Genomic DNA, 25,513 nt, shown 5'->3' with positions numbered 1-25,513 from the left:
GACTGAACAGACAACACAGATGTCGAGGTGACTATGTACAACTGGATCGACGCCCTCGCCGACCTGCAGAACCAGGGCGAACCCTGCGTTCTGGTGACGATCATCGAAGAACTCGGCTCGACGCCACGCAATGCCGGCTCGAAGATGGTGATCAGCGCGAACCAGAGCTTCGACACCATCGGTGGCGGGCATCTGGAATACAAAGCCATGCAGATCGCCCGCGACATGCTCGCCAGCGGCAAGCAAGACACTCATCTGGAGCGCTTCAGCCTCGGCGCTAGCCTCGGCCAGTGCTGCGGCGGCGCCACCGTGTTGCTGTTCGAACCGATGGGCCAGGTACAGGCGCAGATCGCGGTGTTCGGCGCCGGCCACGTTGGCCGTGCTTTGGTGCCGTTGCTCGCCAGCCTGCCGTGCCGGGTGCGCTGGATCGACTCGCGGGAGGCGGAGTTCCCCGAACAGATTCCCCACGGCGTGCGTAAAATCGTCGCCGAAGAGCCCGTGGATGAAATCGATGACCTGCCCGCCGGCAGCTACTGCATCGTCATGACCCACAACCATCAGCTTGATCTGGAGCTGACCGCCGCAATCCTCAAGCGCAACGACTTCACCTGGTTCGGCCTGATCGGTTCGAAGACCAAACGGGTCAAGTTCGAACATCGCCTGCGTGATCGCGGTTTCGACCCCAGCGTCGTGCAACGCATGCGCTGCCCGATGGGCATCGGCGAAGTCAAAGGCAAACTGCCTGTGGAAATCGCCATCTCCATCGCCGGCGAAATCATCGCCACCTATAACGCCAATTTCGGCCAGCACAGCGCCAGCGCCGAGCCGATTGCCAAACTGCTGCCCGTATCGCGCCGCAGTCAGGCCACCAAACTCAAAGCCTCAAACTGATTAGAGAACCCTCATGCCTCTGACTCGCAAAGCCTACCGCGCCGCCATCCTGCACAGCATCGCCGACCCCGCCGAAGTCGGGATCGAAGCCTCCTACGAATATTTCGAGGACGGCCTGCTGGTGGTCGATGGCGGCAAGATCAGCGCCCTCGGCCACGCCAGCGAACTGCTGCCGACCCTGCCGGCAGACATCGAGATCACCCAGTATCAGGACGCGCTGATCACTTCGGGCTTCATCGACACTCACATCCACCTGCCGCAGACCGGCATGGTCGGTGCCTACGGCGAGCAACTGCTGGACTGGCTCAACACTTACACCTTCCCGTGCGAAAGCCAGTTCGGTGACAAAGCTCACGCCGATGATGTGGCCGATATCTTCATCAAGGAACTGCTGCGCAACGGCACCACCACCGCGCTGGTGTTCGGCAGCGTGCACCCGCAGTCAGTGAACTCTTTCTTCGAGGCGGCCGAGAAGCTTGACCTGCGCATGATCGCCGGCAAAGTGATGATGGATCGCAATGCGCCGGACTACCTGACCGACACCGCCGAATCGAGCTACGTCGAAAGCAAGGCACTGATCGAGCGCTGGCACGGCAAGGGTCGTCTGCACTATGCGGTCACGCCGCGTTTCGCCCCGACCAGTACCCCGGAACAGCTTGGGCTGGCGGGGCAACTGCTGACCGAATACCCCGAGCTGTACATGCAGACCCACATCAGCGAGAACCTCAAGGAAATCGAGTGGGTCAAGGAACTGTTCCCGGAGCGCAAGGGCTACCTGGACGTTTACGATCACTACAACTTGCTCGGCGAGCGCTCGGTATTCGCTCATGGCGTGCACCTGTGTGACGACGAATGCGCACGGCTGGCGCAAACCGGGTCGGCGATCTCGTTCTGCCCGACCTCGAACTTCTTCCTCGGCAGCGGCTTGTTCAACCTGCCGATGGCCGAGAAGCACAAGCTGAACGTCGGCCTCGGTACTGACGTCGGCGGCGGCACCAGTTTCTCGCTGCTGCAAACCCTGAACGAAGCCTACAAAGTGATGCAACTGCAAGGTGCGCGCTTGAGTCCGTTCAAGTCGCTGTACCTGGCGACCCTGGGCGGCGCGCGGGCACTGCGCCTGGAAGACAAGATCGGCAATCTGAAACCGGGCAGTGATGCCGACTTCCTGGTACTGGACTACAACGCCACGCCGTTGCTCAGCTATCGCTTGAAGCAGGCCAACAACATTGCCGAGACGTTGTTTGTGTTGATGACGCTGGGCGACGACCGGACGGTGCAGCAGACGTATGCGGCGGGTGCTTTGGTGCATCAGCGCTAAGTCTTTCAGGCATAAAAAATCCCCCGGAGGTGCTCACCCCGGGGGATTTTTATTGCCTGTCAGTACACCTTCGCGAGCAAGCCCGCTCCCACATTTGAAATGCATTCCCCTGTGGGAGCCTGCTCGCGAAGGGAGTGACTCGGTCTACTTTAGAGCTTGGCCGCAGGACGCCCCGGCTTCTTGGTCTGCAACAAATGCGAGAACACCGCATGCAGGTCATCCGACGCACTCTCCTCATCGAGGTTGAGCTTGCTGTCGATGTGGTCCATGTGGTGCATCATCAAGTCCACCGCCAGCTCAACGTTGCGCGCTTCGATGGCGTCGATCAACTGGGTGTGCTCGTCGTAGGAGCAATGCGAGCGGTTGCCGCTTTCGTACTGGGCAATGATCAGCGAAGTCTGCGAAACCAGGCTGCGCTGAAAACTGATCAGCGGAGCATTCTTTGCCGCTTCGGCGAGCTTCAGGTGGAATTCACCCGAAAGACGAATACCGGCGCCGCGATCACCACGGGAGAAGCTGTCGCGCTCGTCATTGACCATCTGACGAAGTTCTGCGATCTGCTCGGCGGTGGCGTGTTGCACCGCCAGTTCAGTGATCGCACGCTCGACCAGACGCCGTGCCATGAACACCTGGCGGGCTTCTTCAACGCTCGGGCTGGCAACCACGGCGCCACGGTTGGGTCGCAACAGCACCACGCCTTCATGGGCCAGACGCGACAGCGCGCGGCGAATGATGGTGCGGCTGACCCCGAAGATCTCCCCCAGCGCTTCTTCGCTCAACTTGGTGCCGGGCGCCAGACGCTGTTCGAGGATGGCCTCGAAGATATGCGCGTAGACAATATCGTCCTGGGTGCCGCTGCGGCCGGCTTTGCCTGCTCGCGGTTGTTTCTTGAGGGGTTGCAACTGTTCGTTCATGGGCACTCGAGTCGGGAGAACTGCGGCGAATAGACCGTGACTGTAATACGGCACAGTAGGTCGCTGGCAAGTATCGCGTAAAAAACAGCGCGATTGTACACAATGGATGGTGGCAACACGACTGTATGGCTGTTTGTGACCTCGGCTGTATTGCAACGATCCGTTACGTTTGAGTTTAGGCTTGTTCGCAGAATCCGCAGCCAGAACACAACTCCCACAGGGGTTCAGGGTAATTGCGCACATCTTCATCTGTATAAGGAACACCGCCGTCATGAACGACGCCACCTACACCCGGCTGCGCCCTCTCGCCGATACTTCGCCATCGGCTATCGTCGCCGGTTTTATCGCGATGATGACCGGCTACACCAGTTCACTGGTGCTGATGTTCCAGGCCGGGCAAGCGGCGGGTTTGAGCAGCGGGCAGATTTCCTCGTGGATCTGGGCGATTTCGATCGGCATGGCGGTGTGCTCGATCGGTCTGTCGCTGCGCTATCGCACGCCCATCACCATCGCCTGGTCGACGCCCGGTGCGGCGCTGCTGATCACCAGCCTTGGCGGTGTCACCTATGGCGAGGCCATTGGCGCCTACATCACCTGCGCGGTGCTGGTGACGATTTGCGGCCTGACCGGCAGCTTCGAACGCCTGGTGAAAAAGATCCCGGCATCACTGGCGGCGGCGTTGCTGGCGGGGATTCTGTTCAAGATCGGCAGCGAAATCTTCGTCGCCGCGCAACACCGCACCGGGCTGGTGCTGGGGATGTTCTTCACCTATCTAGTGGTCAAGCGCCTGTCGCCACGTTACGCGGTGCTCGCCGCGCTGCTGATCGGCACCGCGCTGTCGGGCTTCATGGGCCTGCTGGATTTCAGCGGTTTCCATCTGGAAGTGGCGACGCCGGTGTGGACCACGCCGCACTTCTCGCTCGCGGCGACCATCAGCATCGGCATCCCGCTGTTCGTGGTGGCGATGACCTCGCAGAACATGCCCGGCATCGCCGTGCTACGCGCCGACGGCTACACCGTCCCGGCCTCGCCACTGATCACCACCACCGGCATCGCCTCGCTGCTGCTGGCGCCGTTCGGTTCCCACGGCATCAACCTCGCGGCCATCAGCGCGGCGATCTGCACCGGGCCGCACGCCCATGAGGATCGCAACAAGCGTTATACCGCCGCAGTCTGGTGCGGAATTTTCTACGGGATTGCCGGCGTATTCGGCGCCACATTGGCGGCGTTGTTTGCGGCACTACCCAAAGAATTGGTGCTGTCGATTGCTGCGCTGGCACTGTTTGGCTCGATCATCAACGGGCTGAGCATCGCCATGAGCGAAGTGAAGGAACGTGAAGCGGCGCTGATCACCTTTATGGTCACGGCGTCGGGGCTGACGCTGTTTTCCATCGGTTCGGCGTTTTGGGGGATTGTGGCGGGGGTGGTGACCTTGCTGATCCTCAACGGGCGCAAAACCCAGGCATAAAAAAACGGCGACCCGAAGGTCGCCGTTTTTTTCAGTATCACTTAGCCGCGTTGATCGGCTTTTCCGGATACCAAACGTCCAGCAGCGGGCTGACGGTCATACCGGTCAGTTCGCTACGGTTTTTCAGCCAGGCTTCAACAGCAGCGCGCTGCTCTTCGTTGACCGAGCCACGCTTCTGCAGGCATACCAGACCGAAGTCGTCGCCGCCAACATAACCCAGACCGTTGGCTTCCATGGCTTCTTTGATGAAGGCTTCTAGGAACGCGTCAATGGCTTCTTCGGACAAGTCTTCTTTGAAGTCCAGGTTCAGTTCGAAACCCAGCTCTTGAAATTCATCAACGCACAGTTTTTTGCGCAGACGCTGGGAACGGTTAGTCGCCATTGGAACAATCCTCTTAAGTAATAACGGCCGGCACTTTACCAGTTTAAAACGTCAATTGCCCGCCTCTGTGGACACAGCGCCCGACCGCCTGTAAAAAAATAAGCCGTTGGCCGCCTCCAGCACGGCACAAGCGGTAACACCTTGGGGCATAATGCCGACACTTTCATGACCACTGAGGGCTTTTTCATCCATGTCCTCGCCTTTTTTCCCCTCTTCTGCAGGGTTTTATTTCATATGATCAAATCGTTGCGTCCTCTATTTCTCGCCGGCCTTCTTCTGCCATTGGCCCTGCCTGTTTCTGCTGCCACGATCAATACCGCCCTCACCCCCAACGTCGAAAAAGCGCTCAAGGCCAGCAAGTTGCAGCCCAGCGCTTTGTCGCTGGTGATGGTGCCGCTCGACGGCCCGGGTACCCCGACCGTGTTCAACGCTGACGTATCGGTCAACCCGGCCTCGACCATGAAGCTGGTCACGACTTACGCGGCGCTGGAAATGCTCGGCCCCAACCATCAATGGAAAACCGAGTTCTACACCGACGGCGACCTGAGCGGCGGCATCCTCAATGGCAACCTGTACCTCAAGGGCGGCGGCGATCCCAAGCTGAACATGGAAAAACTCTGGCTGCTGATGCGCGACTTGCGCGCCAACGGCGTGACCCAGATCACTGGTGATCTGGTGCTGGACCGCAACTTCTTCGTGCAGCCGCAACTGCCGGAATTCAACGATGACGGCAACGATCAGAACAAGCCGTTTCTGGTCAAGCCCGATTCGCTGCTGGTCAACCTCAAGGCCTTGCGCTTCGTGGCGCGCAATGACGGTGGCCGGGTGCTGATCTCGGTGGAACCGCCGATTGCCAGCATCCACATCGAAAACACCGTCAAAGCCCTCAATTCCAAGCAATGCACCGGCGGTGTGCGTTACAACCCGGTGCCGCAGGCTGATGGCAGCGTGACCGTGACCGTCGCCGGCCAATTGGGTGACGGTTGCAGCTCGCAGACTTACCTGTCGCTGCTCGACCATGCGACTTACACCGCCGGCGCCGTTCGGGCGATCTGGAAAGAACTGGGTGGCAGCATTCAGGGCAAGAATCGCCTGGCGTCCACCCCAAGCAACGCCAAACTGCTGGCCCGCGCTTATTCGCCGGACCTGGCGGAAATCATCCGCGACATCAATAAATACAGTAACAACACCATGGCCCAGCAACTGTTCCTAAGCTTGGGCCAGAAGTACCGTAACGACGCCGACGGTGACGATGCCAAAGCAGCTCAGCGCGTGGTGCGTCAGTGGCTGGCAAAGAAAGGCATTACCGCGCCGCACCTGGTGATGGAGAACGGCTCTGGTCTGTCCCGTGCCGAACGGGTCAGCGCCCGTGAAATGGCGAACATGCTACAAGCGGCCTGGCATAGCCCGTACGCCGCCGAGTACATCAGCTCGCTGCCGATCGCCGGTACCGACGGCACCATGCGTAAACGTCTGAAGACCACCGCCATGCGCGGCGAAGCCCACATCAAGACCGGCACTCTGAACACTGTGCGGGCGATTGCCGGCTTCAGCCGCGACGTCAACGGCAACACCTGGGCGGTGGTGGCGATCCTCAACGACAAAGCGCCGTTTGGTGCGTCGTCGGTGCTGGATCAGGTGCTGCTGGATCTGTATCGCCAGCCGAAAACGGCGCAGACCGCTTCCGTGCTGTAAGCACACTGCCGAACCTGTGGGCGCAGGCTTGCCCGCGAAGACGTCAGTTCAGCCAGAACGCTATTGGCTGACATTGCGCCTTCACGAGCAAGCCCGCTCCCGCTGGGGATTAGCGCCCACAGGTTTAATTCATCTGCCGCTCGACACGATCCCGTCCGCCCTGCTTCGCCGCGTAAACCCCTGAATCCGCGCGCAGCAATAGCGAATCAGCCCCCTCTCCCGGTCGCCAACTGGCGATACCGAAACTCGCGGTGACCACGCCAACCACATCCACCGGCGCGCTGCGAAGGCCCTGCCACAACTTCACGGCCAACCTGTACGCGTGTTCACCGTCGATGTCCGGACACAGCACCATGAACTCCTCACCACCCAAGCGGCAAAACACATCCGTACGCCGCAACCGGTGGCCAATACGCTCGCACACGGCTTGAAGCACCCGATCACCCACCGCGTGACCATACTGGTCGTTGATGCGCTTGAAATGATCGATGTCGAGCATGATCACCGACAGCTCGCCACCACCCCGCTCAACCCGAGCCATTTCGCTGGTCAGTCGTTCCTGGAAGTAGCGACGGTTGTGAATGCCGGTCAACGAATCTGTCACCGACAGTGCTCGCAGTTCCTCCTGCACTCGCTTGAGGTCGGAAATGTCTGAAATGTAGCCGTGCCACAGCACGCCCCCGCCCGGCAGCTCTTCGGGCGTCGCTTCACCGCGAACCCAGCGCACGCCGCGCTCGGGTAACTGCACGCGGTACTCCTCGCGCCATGGGCTGAGGTTTTCAGCCGACGCACGAATCGATTTGCGCACGCGGGTGATGTCCTGCGGGTGAATGCGAGAAAAGACCACCTCGGCGTCGAGCAACAGCACGTCCGGCTCAAGTTCGTAGATTTCCCGGATGCCGTCGCTGGCGTAGATCACGCTGAAACGCCCACCGAACTCCATTTTGAATTGATAGATGCCGCCCGGGACATGGGCACTGAGCTTCTTTAACAACACGTCCCGCGCCGCCAGTGCCTCGTGCACCCGCTTGCGTTCGGTGATGTCGATGCAGATCGCCAGATGCCCGACCCAAAGGCCTTGCTCATCGAGAACCGGTGTTGCGAGCATGTTCACCGGCAAATGACTGCCGTCGTGGCGTACCAGCGTCCATTCACGCGCTTCGTGACCGCCCACTTCTCCCCCCTCGACCAACATCGCCTGACAGGTCGGAATGGTCTTGCCATAGCGCGCGCTCAACTCGGCAGAGCGCGCCGTCAACTCACGCGTAAGGTGCAGGTTTTCCAGGGTCATGTGGCCGACGACATCGGCGCTGCTGTAGCCCAGCATCTGTTCCGCACCCGGGTTGAAAGTGTTGATCACGCCGCGCAAATCAGTGGCGATAATCGCTACTTGCGTGGCGGCATTCAGCACGCCACGCAACTGGCCGTGGGCGCCGCGCAGCTCCTGCTCGCGGGCATGCAGTTCCCGGGTGCGTTGCTCGACCAGGCGCAGGGCTCGTTGACGCTGACTGACCAGTACGTAGAGCAAGGCACTGAGCAAAAGACTGAGCATCGCCCCCAGTACCACCAGGCTGCTGATGGAGGAGAGATTGGCCTGCAGGAACGCTTCGCTGGGCTGCATTTCAACCTGATAGTCGTGGTCAGCCAGGCGCAACAGCCGGGTCGATTCCAGATCGCTCGCCCCGGGTTTGTTCGCCGATTCGTACAGCACCTCGTGTTGCTCGGCGGTGGAGAGGTCGAGAATGCGCACCGTCAGGAAATCATGGTTTTCTTCAGGCAACCCGTCCGCGAGCAACTGACGCATGCTGATCACCGCCATGACGTAGCCTTGCGGCATTGCGCCCGGCGCGCCTGCGCGGTTGACCGGCGCCAGCAGCAATACTCCCCGCGCATAGGCCGGCTCGATGCTGACCAGATGCAACGGTTGCGAGACGGCCATACGGCCGGTGTGATCGGCGCGCTCCAGCGTTGCACGGCGCAGCGGCTGCGCCAGCAGGTCATAACCCAACGGGGCCGGCAAGCGACTCTGGGTCTGGGTGTAGAGCACCGGCACGTACTCGGCGCGATCCCCCGCCACTTGCAACTGGCCGTCGGCGCTCAGTTCGCGAAAGGTAAAGGTGCTCAAGCCCTCGTCACGGACCGCCTGCTCCAGCGCAAGTCGCTGTGCACGCGGCACGCGAGGGGCGTAGGAATAGGCTTGAGTACGCAACAGCAGGGGTTTGGCATAACCATCGAACTCGGCGCGGGACACCGATTGGGAGTTGACGAAGAAGCGGCGCAAGCCGTCCAGGCGCTGTTCCTGATCCTGAAAGCGCTCTTCGATGCGGCTGTAGCGTTCATTGGCCAGCAGTTGAAAACGCTGATGCAATTGTTGCTGCAACTGATTGAGGGTCGCCCAGGCGAGCAGCCCCGTGAGAATCCCGCCGGCGAGCAATACCAGCATCGCGACCAGCCAGGCCGAGACGTCTTCGCTGATAAAACCCAGAATCTTCGGGCGCACGGGGTGCAACGACATAAGGGCCACTCACTACGCCACTATTGCGGAAAACGCCATTGGCCATGAGTGAGTTATAGCTATTAGCCACTAATTTGGCTAGCACTGAGAGAATCCAAGAGCCTTTAAAAATCAAGGCTCTGTGGATCCAATCTTTCCAAGCGTCAACGAGCCGTGATTTTCCAGGCGCGGTGAATCTTGGTGTTACGGGCGAAATCCGGATCAAGGGTCTGCGCGCTGATTTCCTCGACCGCATAACGCTCGGTCAAATTCTCCTCCAACTCGAACTTGCGGAAGTTGTTGGAGAAGTACAGCACGCCCCCCGGCGCCAGGCGAGCCATGGCCAGGTCGATCAACTGCACCTGATCACGCTGCACGTCGAAAATCCCTTCCATGCGCTTGGAGTTGGAGAAAGTCGGTGGATCGATGAAGATCAGGTCGTACTCGTCCCGGCAGTTCTCCAGCCACGCCATCACATCGCCCTGCTCCAGACGGTTCTTGTCCGAGTAGCCGTTCAGCGACAGGTTACGGCGCGCCCAATCGAGGTAAGTCTTCGACAGGTCAACGCTGGTGGTGCTGCGAGCACCGCCCTTGGCCGCGTGGACGCTGGCCGTCGCGGTGTAGCAGAACAGATTGAGGAAGCGCTTGCCGGCAGCCTCTTTCTGAATGCGCATGCGGATCGGCCGGTGGTCGAGGAACAGGCCGGTGTCGAGGTAGTCGGTGAGGTTGACCAGCAACTTCACGCCGCCCTCGCTGACTTCGTTGAACTTGCCCTGTGCGCTCTGGCGCTCGTACTGCTTGGTGCCGCTCTGGCGTTCGCGGCGCTTGACCACCACGCGGTTCTTGTCGACGTTCAGCGCCTGCGGAATCGCCGCCAGGGCATCGAACATGCGGGCCGAGGCCTTTTCCGGGTCGATGGACTTCGGCGCCGCGTATTCCTGGACATGCACCCAATCGTGGTACAGGTCGATGGCCATCGAATACTCAGGCATGTCGGCATCGTAGACGCGGTAGCAATCAATGCCTTCGCGCTTGACCCACTTGCTCATGGCCTTGAGGTTTTTTTGCAGACGGTTGGCAAACATCTGCCCGCCTTCGCTCAAGCGCGGCTGCTCGATCACTGGCGCAGGGGCTGGCGTCGGTTTGATCGGATTGCCGTTCTTGTTGAATTTGCGCTCTTGTGGCTCGTCCGGGGTTTGATCGTAAGCGGCTTGCTCACGCTCGGCCTGACGCTGTTCCGGTGTGCGACGCTCACCGGTGACAAACTGATCCGGCAGCACTTTGATCAACAGCAGCTTGCACGGCAGCGCACCGTTCCAGAACGAATACTGCTTGTGGCTGCGAATGCCCATGCGCTTGCCCAGATCCGGCGCGCCGGTGAACACCGCCGCTTCCCAGTTCAGGCAGGCCTGACGCAGGCGCTCGCCGAGGTTCTGGTAGAGGTAAAGCAGGCTGGCTTCGTCACCCAGACGCTCGCCGTACGGCGGGTTGCAGATCACCAGACCTTTCTGGTTCTGATCCGGACGCGGCTCGAACGTCGCGACTTCGCCCTGGTAGATCTTGATCCACTCGCTTAAACCCGCACGTTCAACGTTGTTGCGGCCCGGTTGAATCAGGCGCGGGTCCGCTTCGTAACCGCGAATCCACAGCGGCGTCTTGGCCAGACCGGCAGCGGCACGCTGGGAAGCTTCTTCGTGGAGTTTCTTCCACAGCGCCGGGACGTGACCGAGCCAAGCGGTGAAGCCCCACTGTTCACGACGCAGGTTCGGCGCCATATCGGCGGCGATCATGCCGGCTTCGACGAGGAACGTACCGACACCGCACATCGGGTCAGCCAGCGCGCCGCCTTCAGCCGCAATGCGCGGCCAACCGGAACGGATCAGAATCGCCGCCGCGAGGTTTTCCTTCAACGGTGCCGCGCCCTGCTGCAAGCGATAGCCGCGCTGGTGCAGGCTGTGGCCGGAAAGGTCGAGGGACAGAATGGCTTCGCCGCGATCCAGACGCAGGTGAATGCGCAGATCCGGGTTCAGCTTGTCGATGCTCGGGCGATCGCCCTGCGGGGTACGCAGTTTGTCGACAATGGCGTCTTTGACTTTCAAGGCGCCGAAGTGGGTGTTGTCGATACCCGAGCCGTGTCCACTGAATTCAACGGCCAGGGTGCCGTCGCTGAGCATGTGGTCCTGCCACTCGACGTCGAGCACGCCGTGGTACAGGTCTTCAGCGTCTTTCATCGGAAAACGCTTGAGCACCAGCAGCACACGGTTAGCCAGACGCGACCAGAGGCACAGGCGATAAGCGGTTTCCATGGTCGCCATGCCACGCACGGCGGACGTGTGCTCGCGGGCGTCTTCAAGGCCAAGCCCGACGGCTTCCTCGATGAGCAGGCCTTCAAGGCCTTTGGGGCAAGTGAGGAAGAGTTCGAAACGATCGGACATGGTTTTTCCAGAGCCTTTGGCTAGTGAATCGGCAACGCATTGCCGATCCGGTTTTCAATCAGGCGCTTTTCTAAAAGAACGCCCGCGTGGCACGAAGGTGTGCCATTCCATCCCCGCTGCTCGGGTTAAAAGAGCTTAGATGCAAGGACAGATAAAAACGTGGTGAAACAAATTGCCGTAAAACGACCCTTCGTCGAATAGTACCTGACGCTAAACGTGGGTCATTCTCACTAAAGAATTAACCCCATCATCCAGCGCGGAGCCGATCATACCGGGGTTTGCCTAAAGAACACCCATGAAACCCGTCGGTACTTATGGCAATAGCACTATTTTTGTTACGTGCTTATGACAAAACGATCATTCCATCGGTGTGACTCATTGGTTAGAACTGAGCACAGGTTGACGTTGAAACGGCGTCAACACCTTGGCTCGCCACGCCGGCAGCGAGCCGCCAACGGCAGGAGATTTCTGCCAGACCTCGATTGAGGTCAACGCGTCAAGAACAGTCAACAAGTGAGGGAAACACCCTATGAGAAGACTTAAGCGTGATCCGTTGGAAAGAGCATTTTTGCGCGGATATCAATATGGCGTTGGTGGAAAATCCCGTGAGCTTTGCCCATTTACTCTACCGTCGGTACGCCAAGCCTGGATCAACGGCTGGCGAGAAGGACGCGGCGACAACTGGGACGGTATGACCGGCACTGCGGGAATCCACAGACTCAACGAACTTCACGCCGTCGGCTGACACAGGGCATTTACTCCGACACGACAATCTGAATGTTTAACGCATTAACCACGCACGTCCTTCCCGGACGGCGGGCTGCGGCCCAGGGGCTCCTTCGAGGAGCCCTTTTTTATGCCTGAATGATCATTTTTTGTGCTGGATCACATAACCTGCGAAATCAGCGCAGGGCAGCGATGGCGTCGACCGACTCACGAATCAACGCCGGGCCTTTATAGATGAAGCCAGAATAAATCTGCACCAGGCTCGCACCGGCCGTGATCTTCTCAGCCGCATGTTTGCCTTGCGTGATACCGCCAGCGGCAATGATCGGCAAACGACCACCCAACTCACCCGCCAGCACCTTCACCGTGTGCGTGCTCTTGTCTCGCACCGGCGCGCCCGACAGACCACCCGCCTCATCACCATGCTCCATGCCTTCAACACCCACACGGCTCAGGGTGGTATTGGTCGCAATCACCGCGTCCATCCCGGTTTCGATCAACGCTTGCGCGACCTGCGCAGTTTCTTCGTCAGTCATGTCCGGAGCGATCTTGATCGCCAGCGGCACATGTTTGCCATGACGCAACGCCAGTTCGGCGCGGCGCGTGGCCAGGTCAGCCAGCAACTGTTTGAGCGAATCACCGAACTGCAAACTGCGCAGACCCGGGGTGTTCGGCGAGCTGACGTTGACCGTGATGTAACTGGCGTGGGCGTAGACTTTGTCCAGGCAGATCAGATAATCGTCCACGGCACGCTCGACCGGGGTGTCGAAGTTCTTGCCAATGTTGATGCCCAGCACGCCTTTGTATTTGGCCGCTGCGACGCGCGCCAGCAGGTTATCGACACCGAGGTTGTTGAAACCCATGCGATTGATGATCGCCTCGGCTTCCGGCAGGCGGAAAATCCGTGGTTTCGGGTTGCCTGGCTGTGGGCGTGGAGTCACGGTGCCGATTTCGACAAAACCGAAACCCAGTTGCGCGAAGCCGTCGATGGCCGCGCCGTTCTTGTCCAGACCGGCCGCCAGACCCACCGGGTTCGGGAACTCCAGCCCCATGACCGTCACCGGCATCTTCGCCGGTGCCTTGCACAGCAAGCCATTGAGGCCCAAACGCCCACCCGCGCCGATCAGATCCAGCGACAGATCGTGGGAGGTTTCCGGGGAAAGTTTGAACAACAGCTGACGGGCCAGGGAATACATGGGCGGCGATGACTCGGGCGGCGAAAAGAGGCGGCGATTATAGCCGTGCATCGACCTGCCGTGCGAGGCGCACACGCAAATCGTGGCGACTGGCATATGCCTTGCACTTTCATCGTCATCAGCTCACAGGCCAACGGCGGCGTGCGGGCAATGACAATGGCGTCGTCCTCGGGTTTTGCCTGCGCAAAGCCTGGGACGGCGTTTTTTTTGAAGGCGGCTTTTGCAGGTGCACTCGATGAATGAACCCTCCGTCGGGCCGCTGGCCTGGGTCAACGGCAGTGATGCCCCGGAAAAAAGCGCAATCAACCTGGGTTTCATGGCCCTGAGCGATTGCGCCTCCGTGGTCGTCGCCGCCACTCAGGGCTTTGCCCAACCTTATGGGCTGACCCTGAACCTGAAACGCCAGACGTCGTGGGCCAATTTGCGCGACAAACTGGTCAGCGGCGAACTCGACGCCGCCCACAGCCTCTACGGGCTGATTTACGCGGTGCACCTGGGCATCGGCGGTGTTGCTTCGACCGACATGGCAGTGCTGATGGGCCTGAATCAGAACGGCCAAAGTCTCAACCTGTCCCACGGTCTGCAAAACCTCGGCGTGACCAGTCCTGAAGCACTGGATCGTCATGCGCACCAAAGCCGCGCAAAACTGACCTTCGCCCAGACGTTCCCCACCGGCACTCACGCGATGTGGCTTTATTACTGGCTGGCGAGCCAGGGCATTCATCCGTTGCAGGATGTTGAGAGCGTGGTGGTGCCGCCACCGCAAATGGTCGCGCACCTGCAAGCCGGGCGCATCGATGGTTTTTGCGTCGGGGAGCCGTGGGCAGCCAGCGCGGTACAGCAGGATCTTGGTTTTACATTGGCCACCAGCCAGACCATCTGGCCCGATCACCCGGAGAAGGTTCTCGGCTGCACCCGTGCCTTTGTCGAGCAATACCCCAACACCGCGCGGGCGTTGGTGATGGCGATCCTTGAAGCCAGTCGTTTTATCGAACAAAGCCCGCAGAATCGCCGCAGCACTGCGCAGTTGCTCAGCGCGCCGCAATACCTGGACGCGCCGACGTCGTGTATCGAACCGCGCTTTCTCGGTGACTATGCCGACGGCTTGGGCAATCGCTGGCAAGATCCTCACGGCTTGCGCTTTCACGGCAAGGGCGAAGTCAATTTGCCGTACCTGTCCGACGGCATGTGGTTCATGACTCAGTTCCGCCGCTGGGGGTTGCTGCGCGAAGATCCGGATTACCTCGCCGTCGCCCGCCAGGTTCAACAACTCGACATCTACCGTGAAGCCGCGACCGCCGTGGGCGTTGCCGCGTGGGCTACGGACATGCGCAGCAGCGAGTTGCTCGACGGCAAAGTCTGGGACGGCAGCGACCCGGCCGGTTACGCCCGCAGTTTCAAGCTGCACGCCCTGGGCGACGACGCTCCCCTTCTCGCCCGACGCTGACAGGAGACCGTGAACATGTTGCGTATTCTGCTGATCAACGACACGGCGAAAAAAGTCGGACGTCTGAAGACCGCGCTGACCGAGGCGGGTTTCGAGGTAATCGACGAGTCCGGCCTGACCATCGATCTGCCCGCGCGCGTCGAAACAGTGCGCCCGGACGTGATTCTGATCGATACCGAGTCACCCAGTCGCGATGTCATGGAGCAAGTGGTACTGGTCAGCCGCGACCAGCCAAGGCCGATTGTGATGTTCACCGACGAACATGACCCCAGCGTGATGCGTCAGGCGATCAAGTCCGGGGTCAGTGCCTACATCGTCGAAGGTATTCACGCACAACGGTTGCAGCCGATTCTTGATGTGGCCATGGCCCGCTTCGAGAGCGATCAGGCCTTGCGCGCGCAACTTCAGGCCCGCGACCAGCAACTGGCAGAACGCAAGCGCATCGAACTGGCCAAGGGTTTGTTGATGAAGATGAAGGACTGCAACGAGGAAGAGGCCTACACCCTGATGCGCCGCCAGGCCATGAGCCGCCAGCAGAAGCTGATTCAGGTGGCGGAGCAGATCATTGCCATGAGTGAGTTGCTGGGCTGAAACCGATATCGCGAGCGTGCGTACCTTGATCTCAACCTGTTGGCACAAATCTGGCTAGGCATTCAACACAGGTAACCAACGGCGGTTGCCCCACCCTCGACAAAGACGTCGCTCACCCGTTCGCCCCTCCCGGCGAGTCAGGTAGCGGCGTTTTTTCGTTTTGGCCCCACAGACCGGGGTCGGTGGTGCGGCCGTGGCGGCGCCCCACCTGCTGTGCATGACTCCTTTCGAGACTCTTTTCAGCTGAGGTGCGCGATGAATTCAAGCTTCTGGAAATCCGGCCATACCCCGACCCTGTTCGCAGCCTTCCTCTATTTCGACCTGAGCTTCATGGTCTGGTACCTGCTCGGCCCGTTGGCGGTGCAGATCGCCGGCGACCTGCACCTGACCACTCAACAACGCGGCCTCGTCGTCGCCACACCGATCCTCGCTGGCGCCGTACTGCGCTTTGTGATGGGCATGCTCGCCGATCGCCTGTCACCAAAAACTGCCGGAATGATCGGCCAGGTCATCGTGATCTGTGCACTGTTCGGCGCCTGGAAACTTGGCATTCATAGCTACGAACAGGCGTTGATACTGGGCCTGTTCCTCGGTATGGCCGGCGCGTCGTTTGCCGTGGCCCTGCCATTGGCGTCGCAGTGGTATCCGCCGCAGCATCAGGGCAAAGCCATGGGCATTGCCGGTGCGGGTAACTCCGGCACCGTGTTCGCGGCACTGATCGCCCCGGTACTGGCTGCATCCTTCGGCTGGAGCAACGTCTTCGGTTTCGCCCTTATTCCGTTGATCCTGACACTGGTGCTGTTCACCTTGCTGGCGAAAAACGCCCCCCAGCGGCCAAAACCCAAAGCCATGGCTGACTACTTCAAAGCCCTTGGCGACCGTGACAGTTGGTGGTTCATGTTTTTCTACAGCGTCACCTTCGGTGGTTTCATCGGCCTGGCGAGCGCCCTGCCCGGCTACTTCAACGATCAGTACGGTTTGAGCCCGGTGACCGCCGGTTACTACACCGCGGCCTGTGTGTTCGGTGGCAGTTTGATGCGGCCACTGGGCGGCGCCCTGGCTGATCGTTTCGGCGGCATCCGCACCTTGCTGGCGATGTACACCGTCGCGGCTATTTGCATCGCGGTTGTTGGTTTCAACCTGCCAAGTTCCTACGCGGCGCTGGCGCTTTTCGTCTGCACCATGCTCGGTTTAGGGGCAGGCAATGGTGCGGTTTTCCAACTGGTCCCCCAGCGTTTTCGTCTGGAAATCGGCGTCATGACCGGGCTGATCGGCATGGCCGGCGGTATCGGCGGTTTTGCGTTGGCGGCGGGCATGGGTGCGATCAAACAGAGCACCGGCAGCTATCAATTGGCGCTGTGGTTGTTCGCCAGTCTTGGCGTGCTGGCGTGGTTTGGTCTGCACGGGGTCAAGCGTCGCTGGAGAACCACCTGGGGGTCGGCGGCGGTGACGGCGGCGCGGGTCTGAAGAGTCCATGGCCCTGCAACTGAGTTTTGCCCAGGCCAGTGCCACCGGCCCGCGCGCGGAGAATCAGGACGCCTTGCGTCTGGTCACGCCCGCTCCGGCGCTGGCAGCGAGCAAAGGTTATCTGTTCGCCATCGCCGACGGTGTCAGCCAATGCGCCGATGGCGGACTCGCTGCACGCTCGACCTTGCAGGCCCTGGCGCTCGACTATTACGCCACACCGCAAACCTGGGGCGTGGCGCAGGCACTTGAGCGCTTGCTGATTGCGCAGAATCGTTGGTTGCAAGCCAACGGCGGTGGGCAACCGCTGCTCACCACAGTCAGCGCTTTGGTCATGCGTGGCCAGCGCTTTACCCTCGCCCATGTCGGCGATTGCCGGGTCTATCGCTGGCAGGCCGACCGCTTGCAGCGCATCTCCCAGGATCACGTCTGGGAGCAGCCGGGCATGCAACACGTACTCAAGCGTGCGCTGGGGCTGGATCAGCATCTGGTGCTGGATTTCCTTGATGGTGAGCTGCGCGCGGGCGAGTGTTTCGTGCTGCTCAGCGATGGCGTGTGGTCGACCCTGAGCGATACCGCGATTGCGGCCATTCTGCGCGACCAGCCGGATCTCGACAGCGCCGTACAGACGCTGGTCAACGCCGCGCACCTGGCGGGCAGTCAGGACAACGCCAGTGCTTTGCTGGTGCGGGTCGATGCCGTCGGTGAAGCGAGCATCGGTGACGCATTGATTCATTTGCAGCAATGGCCACTGCCGCCGCCGTTGAAAAACGGGCAGATGTTCGAAGGCTGGCAGGTGCAAGGCGTTGTCGGCAAGAGCCAGCAATCGCTGCTCTATCGAGTCATTGATGGGCAAGGTCGGCGCTGGTTGCTGAAAACCCTGCCGACGCGTCTGGCCGATGATCCCCAGGCCGGGCAGGCCTTGCTCTCGGAAGAATGGTTCCTCAAACGTGTCGCCGGCAGACATTTTCCCGAAATCCATGCTGGCCATCAGCGTCAGCATTTGTACTACGTGATGCGGGAATATGCCGGGACGACGCTGGCGCAGTTGTTTCAACAAAACGCTCCACTGCCCCTGGCGCAATGGCAAGACATTGCCGAGCGCTTGTTGCGGACGGTGGGGCTGCTGCATCGGCGGCAGATCCTGCACCGCGACATCAAGCCGGAGAATCTGCATCTGGGCGACGACGGGGAGTTGCGGCTGCTGGATTTCGGTCTGGCGTATTGTCCGGGGCTTTCGCAGGACACGCCTGCCACATTGCCCGGCACACCGAGCTACCTCGCCCCGGAAGCCTTTCGCGGCGACCCACCGAGTGCGCAACAGGATCTGTACGCGGTAGGCGTGACGCTCTATTTTCTGCTGACGGGGCACTTTCCCTATGGCGAGGTCGAAGCCTTCCAGCGGCCACGATTCGGCGTGCCGGTGAGTGCCGGTCGCTACCGCCCGGACGTACCGGAATGGGTCGCACAAAGCCTGGAGCGCGGTGTGGCTGGCGACCCGCAACAACGATTTGAAACAGCGCAAGAATGGTTATTGGTGTTGGAACAAGGGGAACGACGCAGCCTCAGCGTGCGGCCCAGGCCTTTATTGGAGCGTGAGCCTTTGAAGGTCTGGCGGACGATGGCGTTGCTGGCCTTGTTGGGGAATCTGGTGCTGCTGGTTTTGTTGTTTCACAGTTGAGACCGCGAAAGCGTCGGCCAGGCCAGCGCAAATTCATCAGCCAAACGCTCCACGAACGAGCAACCCGCCTCGATTCGGTGCAAAAAACCGGCAGTAACATACGGTTTCCCCCAATAAACCCGGCAATGCATCACTTGGCACAACCACTGCATTGCTCCGTTCACCACACATAAAGCCCAACCTTCAACGACGAAGGCCCGGCTTCCCGAGAGAACGGGACCAGGACAAAGGCGTCCTCGCTAGGCAACTAGCGGGACGCCTTTTTTTGTTTGCGCAAAATTTGTCGAGCAACGCCTGACTGCCCACAAGAGGCCAGCCGAAGCTCCCCGGAGAACCTGATGAAAAAACTCAAACTGGTGATGATCGGCAATGGCATGGCCGGCGTCCGCACCCTGGAAGAACTGCTCAAACTGAGCAACGAGCTGTACGACATCACGGTCTTCGGCGCCGAGCCGCACACCAACTACAACCGCATCCTGCTGTCCCCGGTGCTGGCCGGCGAGCAAACGTTCGAAGAGATCGTGCTCAATGACCTCGACTGGTACCTGGAAAACAACATCAAGTTATTGCTCAACCGCAAAGTGGTGGAGATCGACCGGGTCAAACGCCGGGTGATCGCCGAGGACGGCACCGAAGCCGAATACGATCGCCTGCTGATTGCCACCGGCTCGACGCCGTTCATCCTGCCGATTCCCGGCAACAACTTGCAGGGTGTGATCGGTTACCGCGACATCGCCGACACCCAGGCGATGATCGACACCGCGAAAACCCACAAACACGCCGTCGTCATCGGCGGTGGCCTGCTGGGCCTCGAAGCCGCCAACGGCCTGATGCTGCGTGGCATGCACGTCACCGTGGTGCACATCGGCGAATGGCTGCTGGAGCGGCAACTGGACAAAACCAGCGGCCAACTGCTGCAAACCGCCCTCGAATCCCGTGGCCTGCATTTCCGCCTGTGCGAACAGACCCAGGCCCTGCACGACGCCGGCAATGGCCGCGTCGGCTCGGTGCAGTTCAAGAACGGCGACATCATCCCCGCCGATCTGGTGGTCATGGCCGCCGGCATCCGCCCCAATACAGAACTGGCGGAAAAGGCCGGCATCCCATGCAACCGCGGAATTGTGGTCAACGACACCCTGCAAACCTATGACCCGCGCATCTACGCCATCGGCGAGTGCGCCAGCCATCGCGGCATTGCTTATGGCCTGGTCGCGCCGCTTTTCGAGCAAGCCAAGGTTTGCGCCAACCACCTCGCGCAACTGGGCTTCGCGCGCTATCAAGGGTCGGTGACGTCGACCAAACTCAAAGTCACCGGCATCGACCTGTTTTCCGCCGGCGACTTCATGGGCGGCGAAGGCACCGAAACCATCACCCTCTCCGACCCGATCGGCGGGGTGTACAAGAAACTGGTGATCAAGGATGACGTGCTGGTCGGCGCCTGTCTGTACGGCGACACGGCAGATGGCGGTTGGTATTTCCGACAGATTCGTGAGAATCACGCCATCGGCGAGATCCGCGATCACCTGATGTTCGGTGAAAACGCCTTGGGCGATGTAGGACATCAGGGCCAGGACAAAGCCATGTCCATGGCCGACACCGCCGAAGTCTGCGGCTGCAACGGCGTATGCAAAGGCACCATCGTCAAGGCGATTCAGGAACACGGCCTGTTCAGCGTCGATGAAGTGAAGAAGCACACCAAAGCCGCGAGTTCCTGCGGCTCCTGCGCCGGGCTGGTCGAGCAGATCCTGATCAACACCGTCGGCGGCGCGGCGGACGTCAAACCGAAAAGCGAGAAAGCCATCTGCGGTTGCAGCGACCTCAACCACGGGCAGATTCGTCAGGCGATCCGCGAACAACATCTGCTGACCATCGCCGGCACCATGAGCTACCTCAACTGGCGCACCCCGAATGGCTGCGCCACCTGCCGTCCGGCGCTGAACTATTACCTGATTTCCACCTGGCCCGGCGAAGCCAAGGACGACCCGCAATCGCGCCTGATCAACGAACGCGCCCACGCCAACATTCAAAAGGACGGCACCTATTCGGTGGTGCCACGGATGTGGGGCGGCGTGACCAACCCGTCGGAGTTGCGACGAATTGCCGATGTCGCCGACAAGTACAACGTGCCGATGGTCAAAGTGACCGGCGGCCAGCGCATCGACTTGCTGGGCATCAAAAAGCAGGATCTGCCGGGCGTCTGGAAAGACCTCGACATGCCGTCCGGCCACGCCTACGGCAAATCCATCCGCACGGTAAAAACTTGCGTCGGTAGCGAGTTCTGTCGGTTCGGCACGCAAAACTCGACACAACTGGGCATTGAGCTGGAACACGACCTGTTCAACATGTGGTCACCGCACAAAGTGAAACTGGCCGTCTCCGGATGCCCACGCAACTGCTCGGAAGCGGGGATCAAGGACGTAGGAATCATCGGCGTCGATTCCGGCTGGGAGATGTACATCGGTGGCAACGGCGGGATCAAAACCGAAGTCGCCGAGTTCTTCGTCAAGCTCAAAACCGCTGAAGAAGTCCGCGAATACAACGGCGCATTCCTGCAGCTCTATCGCGAAGAAGCGTTCTATCTGGAACGCACCGTGCACTACCTGCAACGGGTCGGCATGGAGCACATCAAGAAAGCCGTACTGGAAGATCCCGAGCGTCGTAAAGCGCTGAACGAACGCCTGCAATTCTCCCTGTCATTCGAACAGGACCCGTGGAAAGAGCGCCTGGCGCAGCCGCAACTGAAAAAAGAATTCGATGTGATCCCCGTGAAAAACCTGGAGGTGCCGGCATGAACTGGCTCGATATCTGCGCCCTCGATGAGATCAACGCCCTCGGTTCACGGATCATTACCGGGCCTAAAGGCGACATTGCGATTTTTCGTACAAGTGACGATGAGGTTTTCGCCCTCGACGACCGCTGCCCGCACAAGGGCGGGCCGTTGTCCCAGGGTTTGATCTACGGCAAACGCGTGGCCTGCCCGCTGCACAACTGGCAAATCGACTTGCAAACGGGCGAGGCACAAGCCCCGGACGTCGGCTGCGCCCACCATCACCCGGCGCGGATCGAAAATGGTCGCGTGCAACTGGCCCTGCGGGACGCCGTCTGATGAATCGCCAGACGAGCGCCTCGACCTGCTGTTATTGCGGAGTCGGCTGCGGCGTGCTGATCGAGCATGACGGCGAGCGCATTCTCGGCGTCAGCGGCGATCCGGCGCACCCAGCCAACTTCGGCAAACTGTGCAGCAAAGGCTCGACCTTGCACCTGACCGGCGACCTCGCAGCCCGAGCCCTGTACCCGGAACTGCGCCTGGCCAAAGGTTTGGCCCGCAGCCGCACTGATTGGGATACGGCGCTGGAACACGCCGCCAACGTGTTCGCCGATACCATCACCGAGCATGGCCCGGACAGCGTGGCGTTCTATATTTCCGGGCAACTGCTGACCGAGGATTATTACGCCTTCAACAAACTGGCGCGGGCGCTGGTCGGCACCAACAACATCGACAGCAATTCTCGACTGTGCATGTCGTCGGCAGTGGTCGGCTACAAACGCAGTCTCGGTGCCGATGCACCGCCGTGCAGCTACGAGGATCTGGAACTCAGCGATTGCGTGATGATCGTCGGCAGTAACATGGCCTACGCCCATCCGGTACTTTTCCGGCGACTGGAAGAAGCCAAATCCCGCCGCCCATCGATGAAAGTCATCGTGATTGATCCTCGCCGCACCGATACCTGCGATCTGGCAGATCTGCATCTGGCAATTTTGCCCGGCACCGATGTCGCTTTGTTCCATGGGATTTTGCATCTGTTGTTGTGGGAAGACTGGATCGACCGTGACTTCATCAACGCCCACACCGAGGGCCTGACGGCGCTGAAAAGCCTGGTGCGCGATTACACCCCGCCGATGGTGTCGCAGTTGTGCGGGATCAGTGTCGAGCAGTTGCAGCAATGTGCTGAATGGGTGGGCACTTCGCCGAGCTTCCTGTCGTTGTGGTGCATGGGTTTGAACCAGTCCACCGCCGGCAGCGCCAAGAACAGTGCACTGATTAATCTGCATCTGGCTACCGGACAAATCGGCCGTCCCGGCGCAGGACCTTTCTCCCTTACCGGTCAGCCGAATGCCATGGGTGGGCGGGAAACCGGCAGTCTGTCCAACCTATTGCCCGGCCATCGTGACGCGGGCAATCCGGAGCATCGCGCCGAGGTAGCGGCTTATTGGGGGGTGGAACGGTTGCCCGAAACCACTGGACTGAGCGCCATCGAACTGTTCGAGCAAGTACGCAGCGGCAAGATCAAGGCGTTGTGGATTGCCTGCACCAACCCTGCGCAATCGATGCCGGATCAAAGTGCCGTGCGTGCAGCACTGCAAGCCTGTCCGTTCGTGGTGTTGCAGGAAGCCTTTCGCACCACCGAAACCGCTGCGTTTGCTGACTTGCTGTTGCCCGCCGCCAGTTGGGGCGAAAAGGAAGGGTCGGTCACCAATTCCGAGCGGCGAATTTCCCACGTTCGCCAAGCGGTAGTCGCACCGGGCGAAGCGCGTCCAGACTGGGCGATCACGGTGGACTTCGCACAGCGTCTGGAGAAACGTCTGCGTCTTGATCAGCCAAGTCTGTTTGCCTTCGATCAACCCGCGCAGTTGTTCGATGAATACAAACTGCTGACGCGCGGGCGTGACCTGGATTTGTCGGGGATCAGCCATGCCTTGATCGACGAGATAGGCCCCCAGCAGTGGCCCTTCCCCTCCGGAGCCAGGCAAGGCACCCCACGCTTGTACGGCGACGGTATTTTTCCTACGGCAAACGGGCGTGCGCAGTTCATTGCCGACCCCTATCGCGCCGCCAAGGAACCGCGCGATGCACGTTTTCCACTGACGCTGATCACCGGTCGCCTGCGCGATCAATGGCACGGCATGAGCCGCACCGGCACCGCGGCGCAATTGTTCGGCCATGTCAGCGAAGCGGTATTGAGTCTGCACCCCGACGAGTTGCGCCGGCATCGCTTGCAGCCCGGGGATCTGGTCAACCTGAAGAGTCGTCGAGGGGCTGTGATCGTCGCGCTAAGCAGCGATGACAGTGTGCGTCCAGGTCAGGCATTTTTGCCGATGCATTGGGGCGATCGCTTTCTCAAGGGTGGCGTGAACACGCTGACACTGAGCGCCTTCGACCCCCTGTCCAGGCAGCCGGAACTCAAACACAGCGGAGTGCGCGTGGAATCGGTGAACTTGCCATGGCGGCTATTCGCCCTCATTGAGGGCGATGTACAACGGCATTTCGAGACCCTAAGACCACTCTGCGAGGCATTTTCCTACGTAAGTCTCAGCCTTGTCGGACGTGAACGATCGGCATTGCTGATACGCGCCGCCAGCAGCGAGGCGCCAGATCCGCAATTACTGCGTGAGATTGACCAATGCCTGTCGCTTATCGACGGGCCCGTACTGGCCTACGACGACCCACGTCGCGCCATCGGCAAACGCGTGCGAATCGAAAACGGCCGAATCACTGCGATTCGGCTGGCCGGTGAGACCCTCGCGCAGCATTGGCTGCAGGGCCTATGGCTGGAAGGCCGCGCGGACGAACAACTGCGTCGCTGGCTACTGGCGCCAATGAGCGCACCACCCGGTAGCGCCGAAGCGCAAATCGCCCCGGATAAAACCTTGTGCAACTGCGAAAACGTCAGCCTCAACGCAGTCTGCGCCGGCATTCGTCAGGGTCTGGATCTGCAAGGGCTGAAAAACCAACTGGGCTGCGGCACGCAATGCGGCTCCTGCGTTGCGGAAATAAAACGCTTGCTGGCCGCCGATGTGCAGCCAGTCGCGACCATCGGATGAGGAAAACACCATGAATGCAAAAGTCTGGCTGGTGGGCGCGGGCCCCGGCGACCCGGAACTGCTGACCCTCAAAGCGGTACGCGCCTTGCGCGAAGCCGATGTGGTGCTGATCGATGATCTGGTCAACGACGCAGTGCTGGAACACTGCCCCACCGCGCGGATTATTGCGGTGGGAAAACGCGGTGGGTGCCGCTCGACACCGCAGGCGTTCATCCATCGGTTGATGCTGCGCTATGCCCGCCACGGTAAATGCGTCGTGCGGCTCAAGGGCGGTGATCCGTGCATTTTCGGGCGTGGCGGCGAAGAAGCGCTGTGGTTGCGCGAGCGTGGCGTCGAAGTCGAGTGGGTCAACGGCATCACTGCCGGGCTGGCCGGAGCGACGCAGTGTGATATTCCTCTCACATTGCGGGGTGTCGCTCGCGGTGTGACGCTGGTGACCGCACACACTCAGGACGACAGCCAATTGAACTGGCAGGCGCTGGCGCAGGGCGGCACAACCCTGGTGATCTACATGGGGGTGGCCAAGCTAGTCGAGATCCGCGATCAACTGTTGGCAGGCGGGATGGCGGCGGATACGCCGGTGGCAATGATCGAAAATGCGTCGTTGCCGGAGCAGCGCGAATGCCGGAGCAATCTGACGTCAATGAGTGACGATGCTTGCAGGTTTGAACTCAAGAGCCCTGCCATTCTGGTGATCGGTGCAGTGGCGGCTGTTATTGAAGATCAAAAGATCGCAGCCTGCGGAAACTCTGCCTAGGGGCCGCGTGCGTCTCGTAAGGCCAAATCACATGTCTAGTCCTGAAATAGGTTTACACCTATCTCACCCTAACGCCCGATGCACTGCATCGGGCGTTTTGTATGTTAAGGACAGGTGCGGGCGCTCTTGGTTGTAGATCAAGACCGCTTCCCGCACCATCTGCTCCGCTTGCTTCAGGTCGGTCGGCCGGTGGAGCAAGAGTTCCGTTTTCAAGATGCCGTTGACCCGCTC

At 60.4% G+C, this 25,513-nt stretch carries 20 protein-coding genes; 13 read left to right on the top strand and 7 right to left on the bottom strand.

What is annotated here, in order from left to right; translation table 11 throughout:
- Positions 1 to 33 precede the first annotated feature (33 nt).
- Positions 34 to 891: a xanthine dehydrogenase accessory protein XdhC gene (xdhC, locus tag AACY50_RS10980; RefSeq protein ID WP_339432459.1), complete on the top strand. Its 858-nt coding sequence runs from the start codon at positions 34 to 36 to the stop codon at positions 889 to 891.
- Positions 892 to 904: 13 nt separating this feature from the next.
- On the top strand, positions 905 to 2,209 hold the full coding sequence (gene guaD / locus AACY50_RS10975) for a guanine deaminase (RefSeq protein ID WP_339432460.1): 1,305 nt from the start codon (positions 905 to 907) through the stop codon (positions 2,207 to 2,209).
- Between the two features lie 149 nt (positions 2,210 to 2,358).
- Here guaD and AACY50_RS10970 read toward each other — a convergent pair whose 3' ends face one another.
- Positions 2,359 to 3,123: a GntR family transcriptional regulator gene (locus AACY50_RS10970; protein ID WP_339538548.1), complete on the bottom strand. Its 765-nt coding sequence runs from the start codon at positions 3,121 to 3,123 to the stop codon at positions 2,359 to 2,361.
- Between the two features lie 271 nt (positions 3,124 to 3,394).
- Here AACY50_RS10970 and AACY50_RS10965 point away from each other — a divergent pair, with 271 nt between their 5' ends.
- Positions 3,395 to 4,591 carry a benzoate/H(+) symporter BenE family transporter gene (locus tag AACY50_RS10965; RefSeq protein ID WP_339432461.1) on the top strand — a complete coding sequence of 399 codons (1,197 nt, stop codon included), beginning with the start codon at positions 3,395 to 3,397 and terminating at the stop codon, positions 4,589 to 4,591.
- Between the two features lie 37 nt (positions 4,592 to 4,628).
- Here the strand turns inward: AACY50_RS10965 and AACY50_RS10960 are convergent, their stop codons facing one another.
- Both AACY50_RS10960 and AACY50_RS10955 read right to left on the bottom strand, forming a co-directional pair.
- Entirely contained in the window at positions 4,629 to 4,973 is a 345-nt protein-coding gene (locus tag AACY50_RS10960) for a YggL family protein (RefSeq protein WP_003223308.1), read from the bottom strand.
- A gap of 51 nt (positions 4,974 to 5,024) precedes the next feature.
- Positions 5,025 to 5,165: a hypothetical protein gene (locus tag AACY50_RS10955; RefSeq protein ID WP_339432462.1), complete on the bottom strand. Its 141-nt coding sequence runs from the start codon at positions 5,163 to 5,165 to the stop codon at positions 5,025 to 5,027.
- Positions 5,166 to 5,207: 42 nt separating this feature from the next.
- On the opposite strand from AACY50_RS10955, the gene dacB reads away from it, so the two are divergent.
- Positions 5,208 to 6,668, top strand: coding sequence for a D-alanyl-D-alanine carboxypeptidase/D-alanyl-D-alanine endopeptidase (gene dacB, locus AACY50_RS10950; protein ID WP_339432463.1), 1,461 nt, complete (start codon positions 5,208 to 5,210; stop codon positions 6,666 to 6,668).
- Positions 6,669 to 6,792: 124 nt separating this feature from the next.
- On the opposite strand, the gene AACY50_RS10945 is transcribed toward dacB, so the two are convergent.
- Positions 6,793 to 9,183 (bottom strand): sensor domain-containing diguanylate cyclase, encoded by a 2,391-nt coding sequence (locus AACY50_RS10945; RefSeq protein ID WP_339538547.1) that lies wholly within the window; start codon positions 9,181 to 9,183, stop codon positions 6,793 to 6,795.
- Between the two features lie 143 nt (positions 9,184 to 9,326).
- Complete coding sequence (gene rlmKL, locus AACY50_RS10940; protein WP_339432465.1) at positions 9,327 to 11,597, bottom strand: bifunctional 23S rRNA (guanine(2069)-N(7))-methyltransferase RlmK/23S rRNA (guanine(2445)-N(2))-methyltransferase RlmL; 2,271 nt, start codon at positions 11,595 to 11,597, stop codon at positions 9,327 to 9,329.
- Positions 11,598 to 12,126: 529 nt separating this feature from the next.
- On the opposite strand from rlmKL, the gene rmf reads away from it, so the two are divergent.
- On the top strand, positions 12,127 to 12,342 hold the full coding sequence (rmf, locus tag AACY50_RS10935; protein ID WP_003223300.1) for a ribosome modulation factor: 216 nt from the start codon (positions 12,127 to 12,129) through the stop codon (positions 12,340 to 12,342).
- 157 nt (positions 12,343 to 12,499) lie between these two features.
- Here rmf and AACY50_RS10930 read toward each other — a convergent pair whose 3' ends face one another.
- A complete protein-coding gene (locus tag AACY50_RS10930; protein ID WP_339432466.1) occupies positions 12,500 to 13,519 on the bottom strand; it encodes a quinone-dependent dihydroorotate dehydrogenase in 1,020 nt (339 codons plus the stop codon).
- 235 nt (positions 13,520 to 13,754) lie between these two features.
- On the opposite strand from AACY50_RS10930, the gene AACY50_RS10925 reads away from it, so the two are divergent.
- The 8 genes from AACY50_RS10925 to cobA all read left to right on the top strand — a co-directional run bounded on the left by AACY50_RS10925 (position 13,755) and on the right by cobA (position 25,282).
- Entirely contained in the window at positions 13,755 to 14,966 is a 1,212-nt protein-coding gene (locus AACY50_RS10925; protein WP_339464968.1) for a CmpA/NrtA family ABC transporter substrate-binding protein, read from the top strand.
- 15 nt (positions 14,967 to 14,981) lie between these two features.
- Positions 14,982 to 15,557, top strand: a complete 576-nt coding sequence (locus AACY50_RS10920; protein WP_339432468.1) for an ANTAR domain-containing response regulator — start codon at positions 14,982 to 14,984, stop codon at positions 15,555 to 15,557.
- A gap of 255 nt (positions 15,558 to 15,812) precedes the next feature.
- Positions 15,813 to 17,024, top strand: a complete 1,212-nt coding sequence (locus tag AACY50_RS10915; protein WP_339432469.1) for a nitrate/nitrite transporter — start codon at positions 15,813 to 15,815, stop codon at positions 17,022 to 17,024.
- Between the two features lie 7 nt (positions 17,025 to 17,031).
- Positions 17,032 to 18,702 carry a bifunctional protein-serine/threonine kinase/phosphatase gene (locus AACY50_RS10910; protein WP_339432470.1) on the top strand — a complete coding sequence of 557 codons (1,671 nt, stop codon included), beginning with the start codon at positions 17,032 to 17,034 and terminating at the stop codon, positions 18,700 to 18,702.
- Between the two features lie 338 nt (positions 18,703 to 19,040).
- Positions 19,041 to 21,494: a nitrite reductase large subunit NirB gene (nirB, locus tag AACY50_RS10905; protein ID WP_339432471.1), complete on the top strand. Its 2,454-nt coding sequence runs from the start codon at positions 19,041 to 19,043 to the stop codon at positions 21,492 to 21,494.
- A complete protein-coding gene (nirD, locus tag AACY50_RS10900; RefSeq protein ID WP_339432472.1) occupies positions 21,491 to 21,808 on the top strand; it encodes a nitrite reductase small subunit NirD in 318 nt (105 codons plus the stop codon). The genes nirB and nirD overlap by 4 nt, the downstream gene beginning before the upstream one ends.
- Positions 21,808 to 24,525, top strand: a complete 2,718-nt coding sequence (locus AACY50_RS10895) for a nitrate reductase (RefSeq protein ID WP_339538546.1) — start codon at positions 21,808 to 21,810, stop codon at positions 24,523 to 24,525. The genes nirD and AACY50_RS10895 overlap by 1 nt, the downstream gene beginning before the upstream one ends.
- A 10-nt stretch (positions 24,526 to 24,535) precedes the next feature.
- On the top strand, positions 24,536 to 25,282 hold the full coding sequence (cobA, locus tag AACY50_RS10890; RefSeq protein WP_339432474.1) for a uroporphyrinogen-III C-methyltransferase: 747 nt from the start codon (positions 24,536 to 24,538) through the stop codon (positions 25,280 to 25,282).
- Positions 25,283 to 25,345: 63 nt separating this feature from the next.
- Here the strand turns inward: cobA and AACY50_RS10885 are convergent.
- Positions 25,346 to 25,513 (bottom strand): integrase core domain-containing protein (locus AACY50_RS10885; protein WP_445261480.1); only part of this gene is annotated, 168 nt, incomplete at its 5' end.

The organism is Pseudomonas sp. RA_15y_Pfl2_54 (assembly GCF_963971015.1).
In the GTDB taxonomy this organism is placed as follows: Bacteria; Pseudomonadota; Gammaproteobacteria; order Pseudomonadales; family Pseudomonadaceae; genus Aquipseudomonas; species Aquipseudomonas baetica_A.
This window is presented reverse-complemented; position numbering and strand designations above follow the sequence as displayed.

What these genes read in the sequence shown, in the direction of transcription:
- AACY50_RS10895 (WP_339538546.1), top strand. Translation starts at nt 21,808, where the DNA reads ATGAATCGCCAGACGAGCGCCTCGACCTGCTGTTATTGCGGAGTCGGC.
- AACY50_RS10930 (WP_339432466.1), bottom strand. Translation starts at nt 13,519, where the DNA reads ATGTATTCCCTGGCCCGTCAGCTGTTGTTCAAACTTTCCCCGGAAACC.
- AACY50_RS10955 (WP_339432462.1), bottom strand. Translation starts at nt 5,165, where the DNA reads ATGGATGAAAAAGCCCTCAGTGGTCATGAAAGTGTCGGCATTATGCCC.
- xdhC (WP_339432459.1), top strand. Translation starts at nt 34, where the DNA reads ATGTACAACTGGATCGACGCCCTCGCCGACCTGCAGAACCAGGGCGAA.
- dacB (WP_339432463.1), top strand. Translation starts at nt 5,208, where the DNA reads ATGATCAAATCGTTGCGTCCTCTATTTCTCGCCGGCCTTCTTCTGCCA.
- AACY50_RS10965 (WP_339432461.1), top strand. Translation starts at nt 3,395, where the DNA reads ATGAACGACGCCACCTACACCCGGCTGCGCCCTCTCGCCGATACTTCG.
- AACY50_RS10920 (WP_339432468.1), top strand. Translation starts at nt 14,982, where the DNA reads ATGTTGCGTATTCTGCTGATCAACGACACGGCGAAAAAAGTCGGACGT.
- AACY50_RS10915 (WP_339432469.1), top strand. Translation starts at nt 15,813, where the DNA reads ATGAATTCAAGCTTCTGGAAATCCGGCCATACCCCGACCCTGTTCGCA.
- AACY50_RS10970 (WP_339538548.1), bottom strand. Translation starts at nt 3,123, where the DNA reads ATGAACGAACAGTTGCAACCCCTCAAGAAACAACCGCGAGCAGGCAAA.
- rlmKL (WP_339432465.1), bottom strand. Translation starts at nt 11,597, where the DNA reads ATGTCCGATCGTTTCGAACTCTTCCTCACTTGCCCCAAAGGCCTTGAA.
- rmf (WP_003223300.1), top strand. Translation starts at nt 12,127, where the DNA reads ATGAGAAGACTTAAGCGTGATCCGTTGGAAAGAGCATTTTTGCGCGGA.
- cobA (WP_339432474.1), top strand. Translation starts at nt 24,536, where the DNA reads ATGAATGCAAAAGTCTGGCTGGTGGGCGCGGGCCCCGGCGACCCGGAA.
- AACY50_RS10960 (WP_003223308.1), bottom strand. Translation starts at nt 4,973, where the DNA reads ATGGCGACTAACCGTTCCCAGCGTCTGCGCAAAAAACTGTGCGTTGAT.
- nirD (WP_339432472.1), top strand. Translation starts at nt 21,491, where the DNA reads ATGAACTGGCTCGATATCTGCGCCCTCGATGAGATCAACGCCCTCGGT.
- nirB (WP_339432471.1), top strand. Translation starts at nt 19,041, where the DNA reads ATGAAAAAACTCAAACTGGTGATGATCGGCAATGGCATGGCCGGCGTC.
- AACY50_RS10910 (WP_339432470.1), top strand. Translation starts at nt 17,032, where the DNA reads ATGGCCCTGCAACTGAGTTTTGCCCAGGCCAGTGCCACCGGCCCGCGC.
- AACY50_RS10925 (WP_339464968.1), top strand. Translation starts at nt 13,755, where the DNA reads ATGAATGAACCCTCCGTCGGGCCGCTGGCCTGGGTCAACGGCAGTGAT.
- AACY50_RS10945 (WP_339538547.1), bottom strand. Translation starts at nt 9,183, where the DNA reads ATGTCGTTGCACCCCGTGCGCCCGAAGATTCTGGGTTTTATCAGCGAA.
- guaD (WP_339432460.1), top strand. Translation starts at nt 905, where the DNA reads ATGCCTCTGACTCGCAAAGCCTACCGCGCCGCCATCCTGCACAGCATC.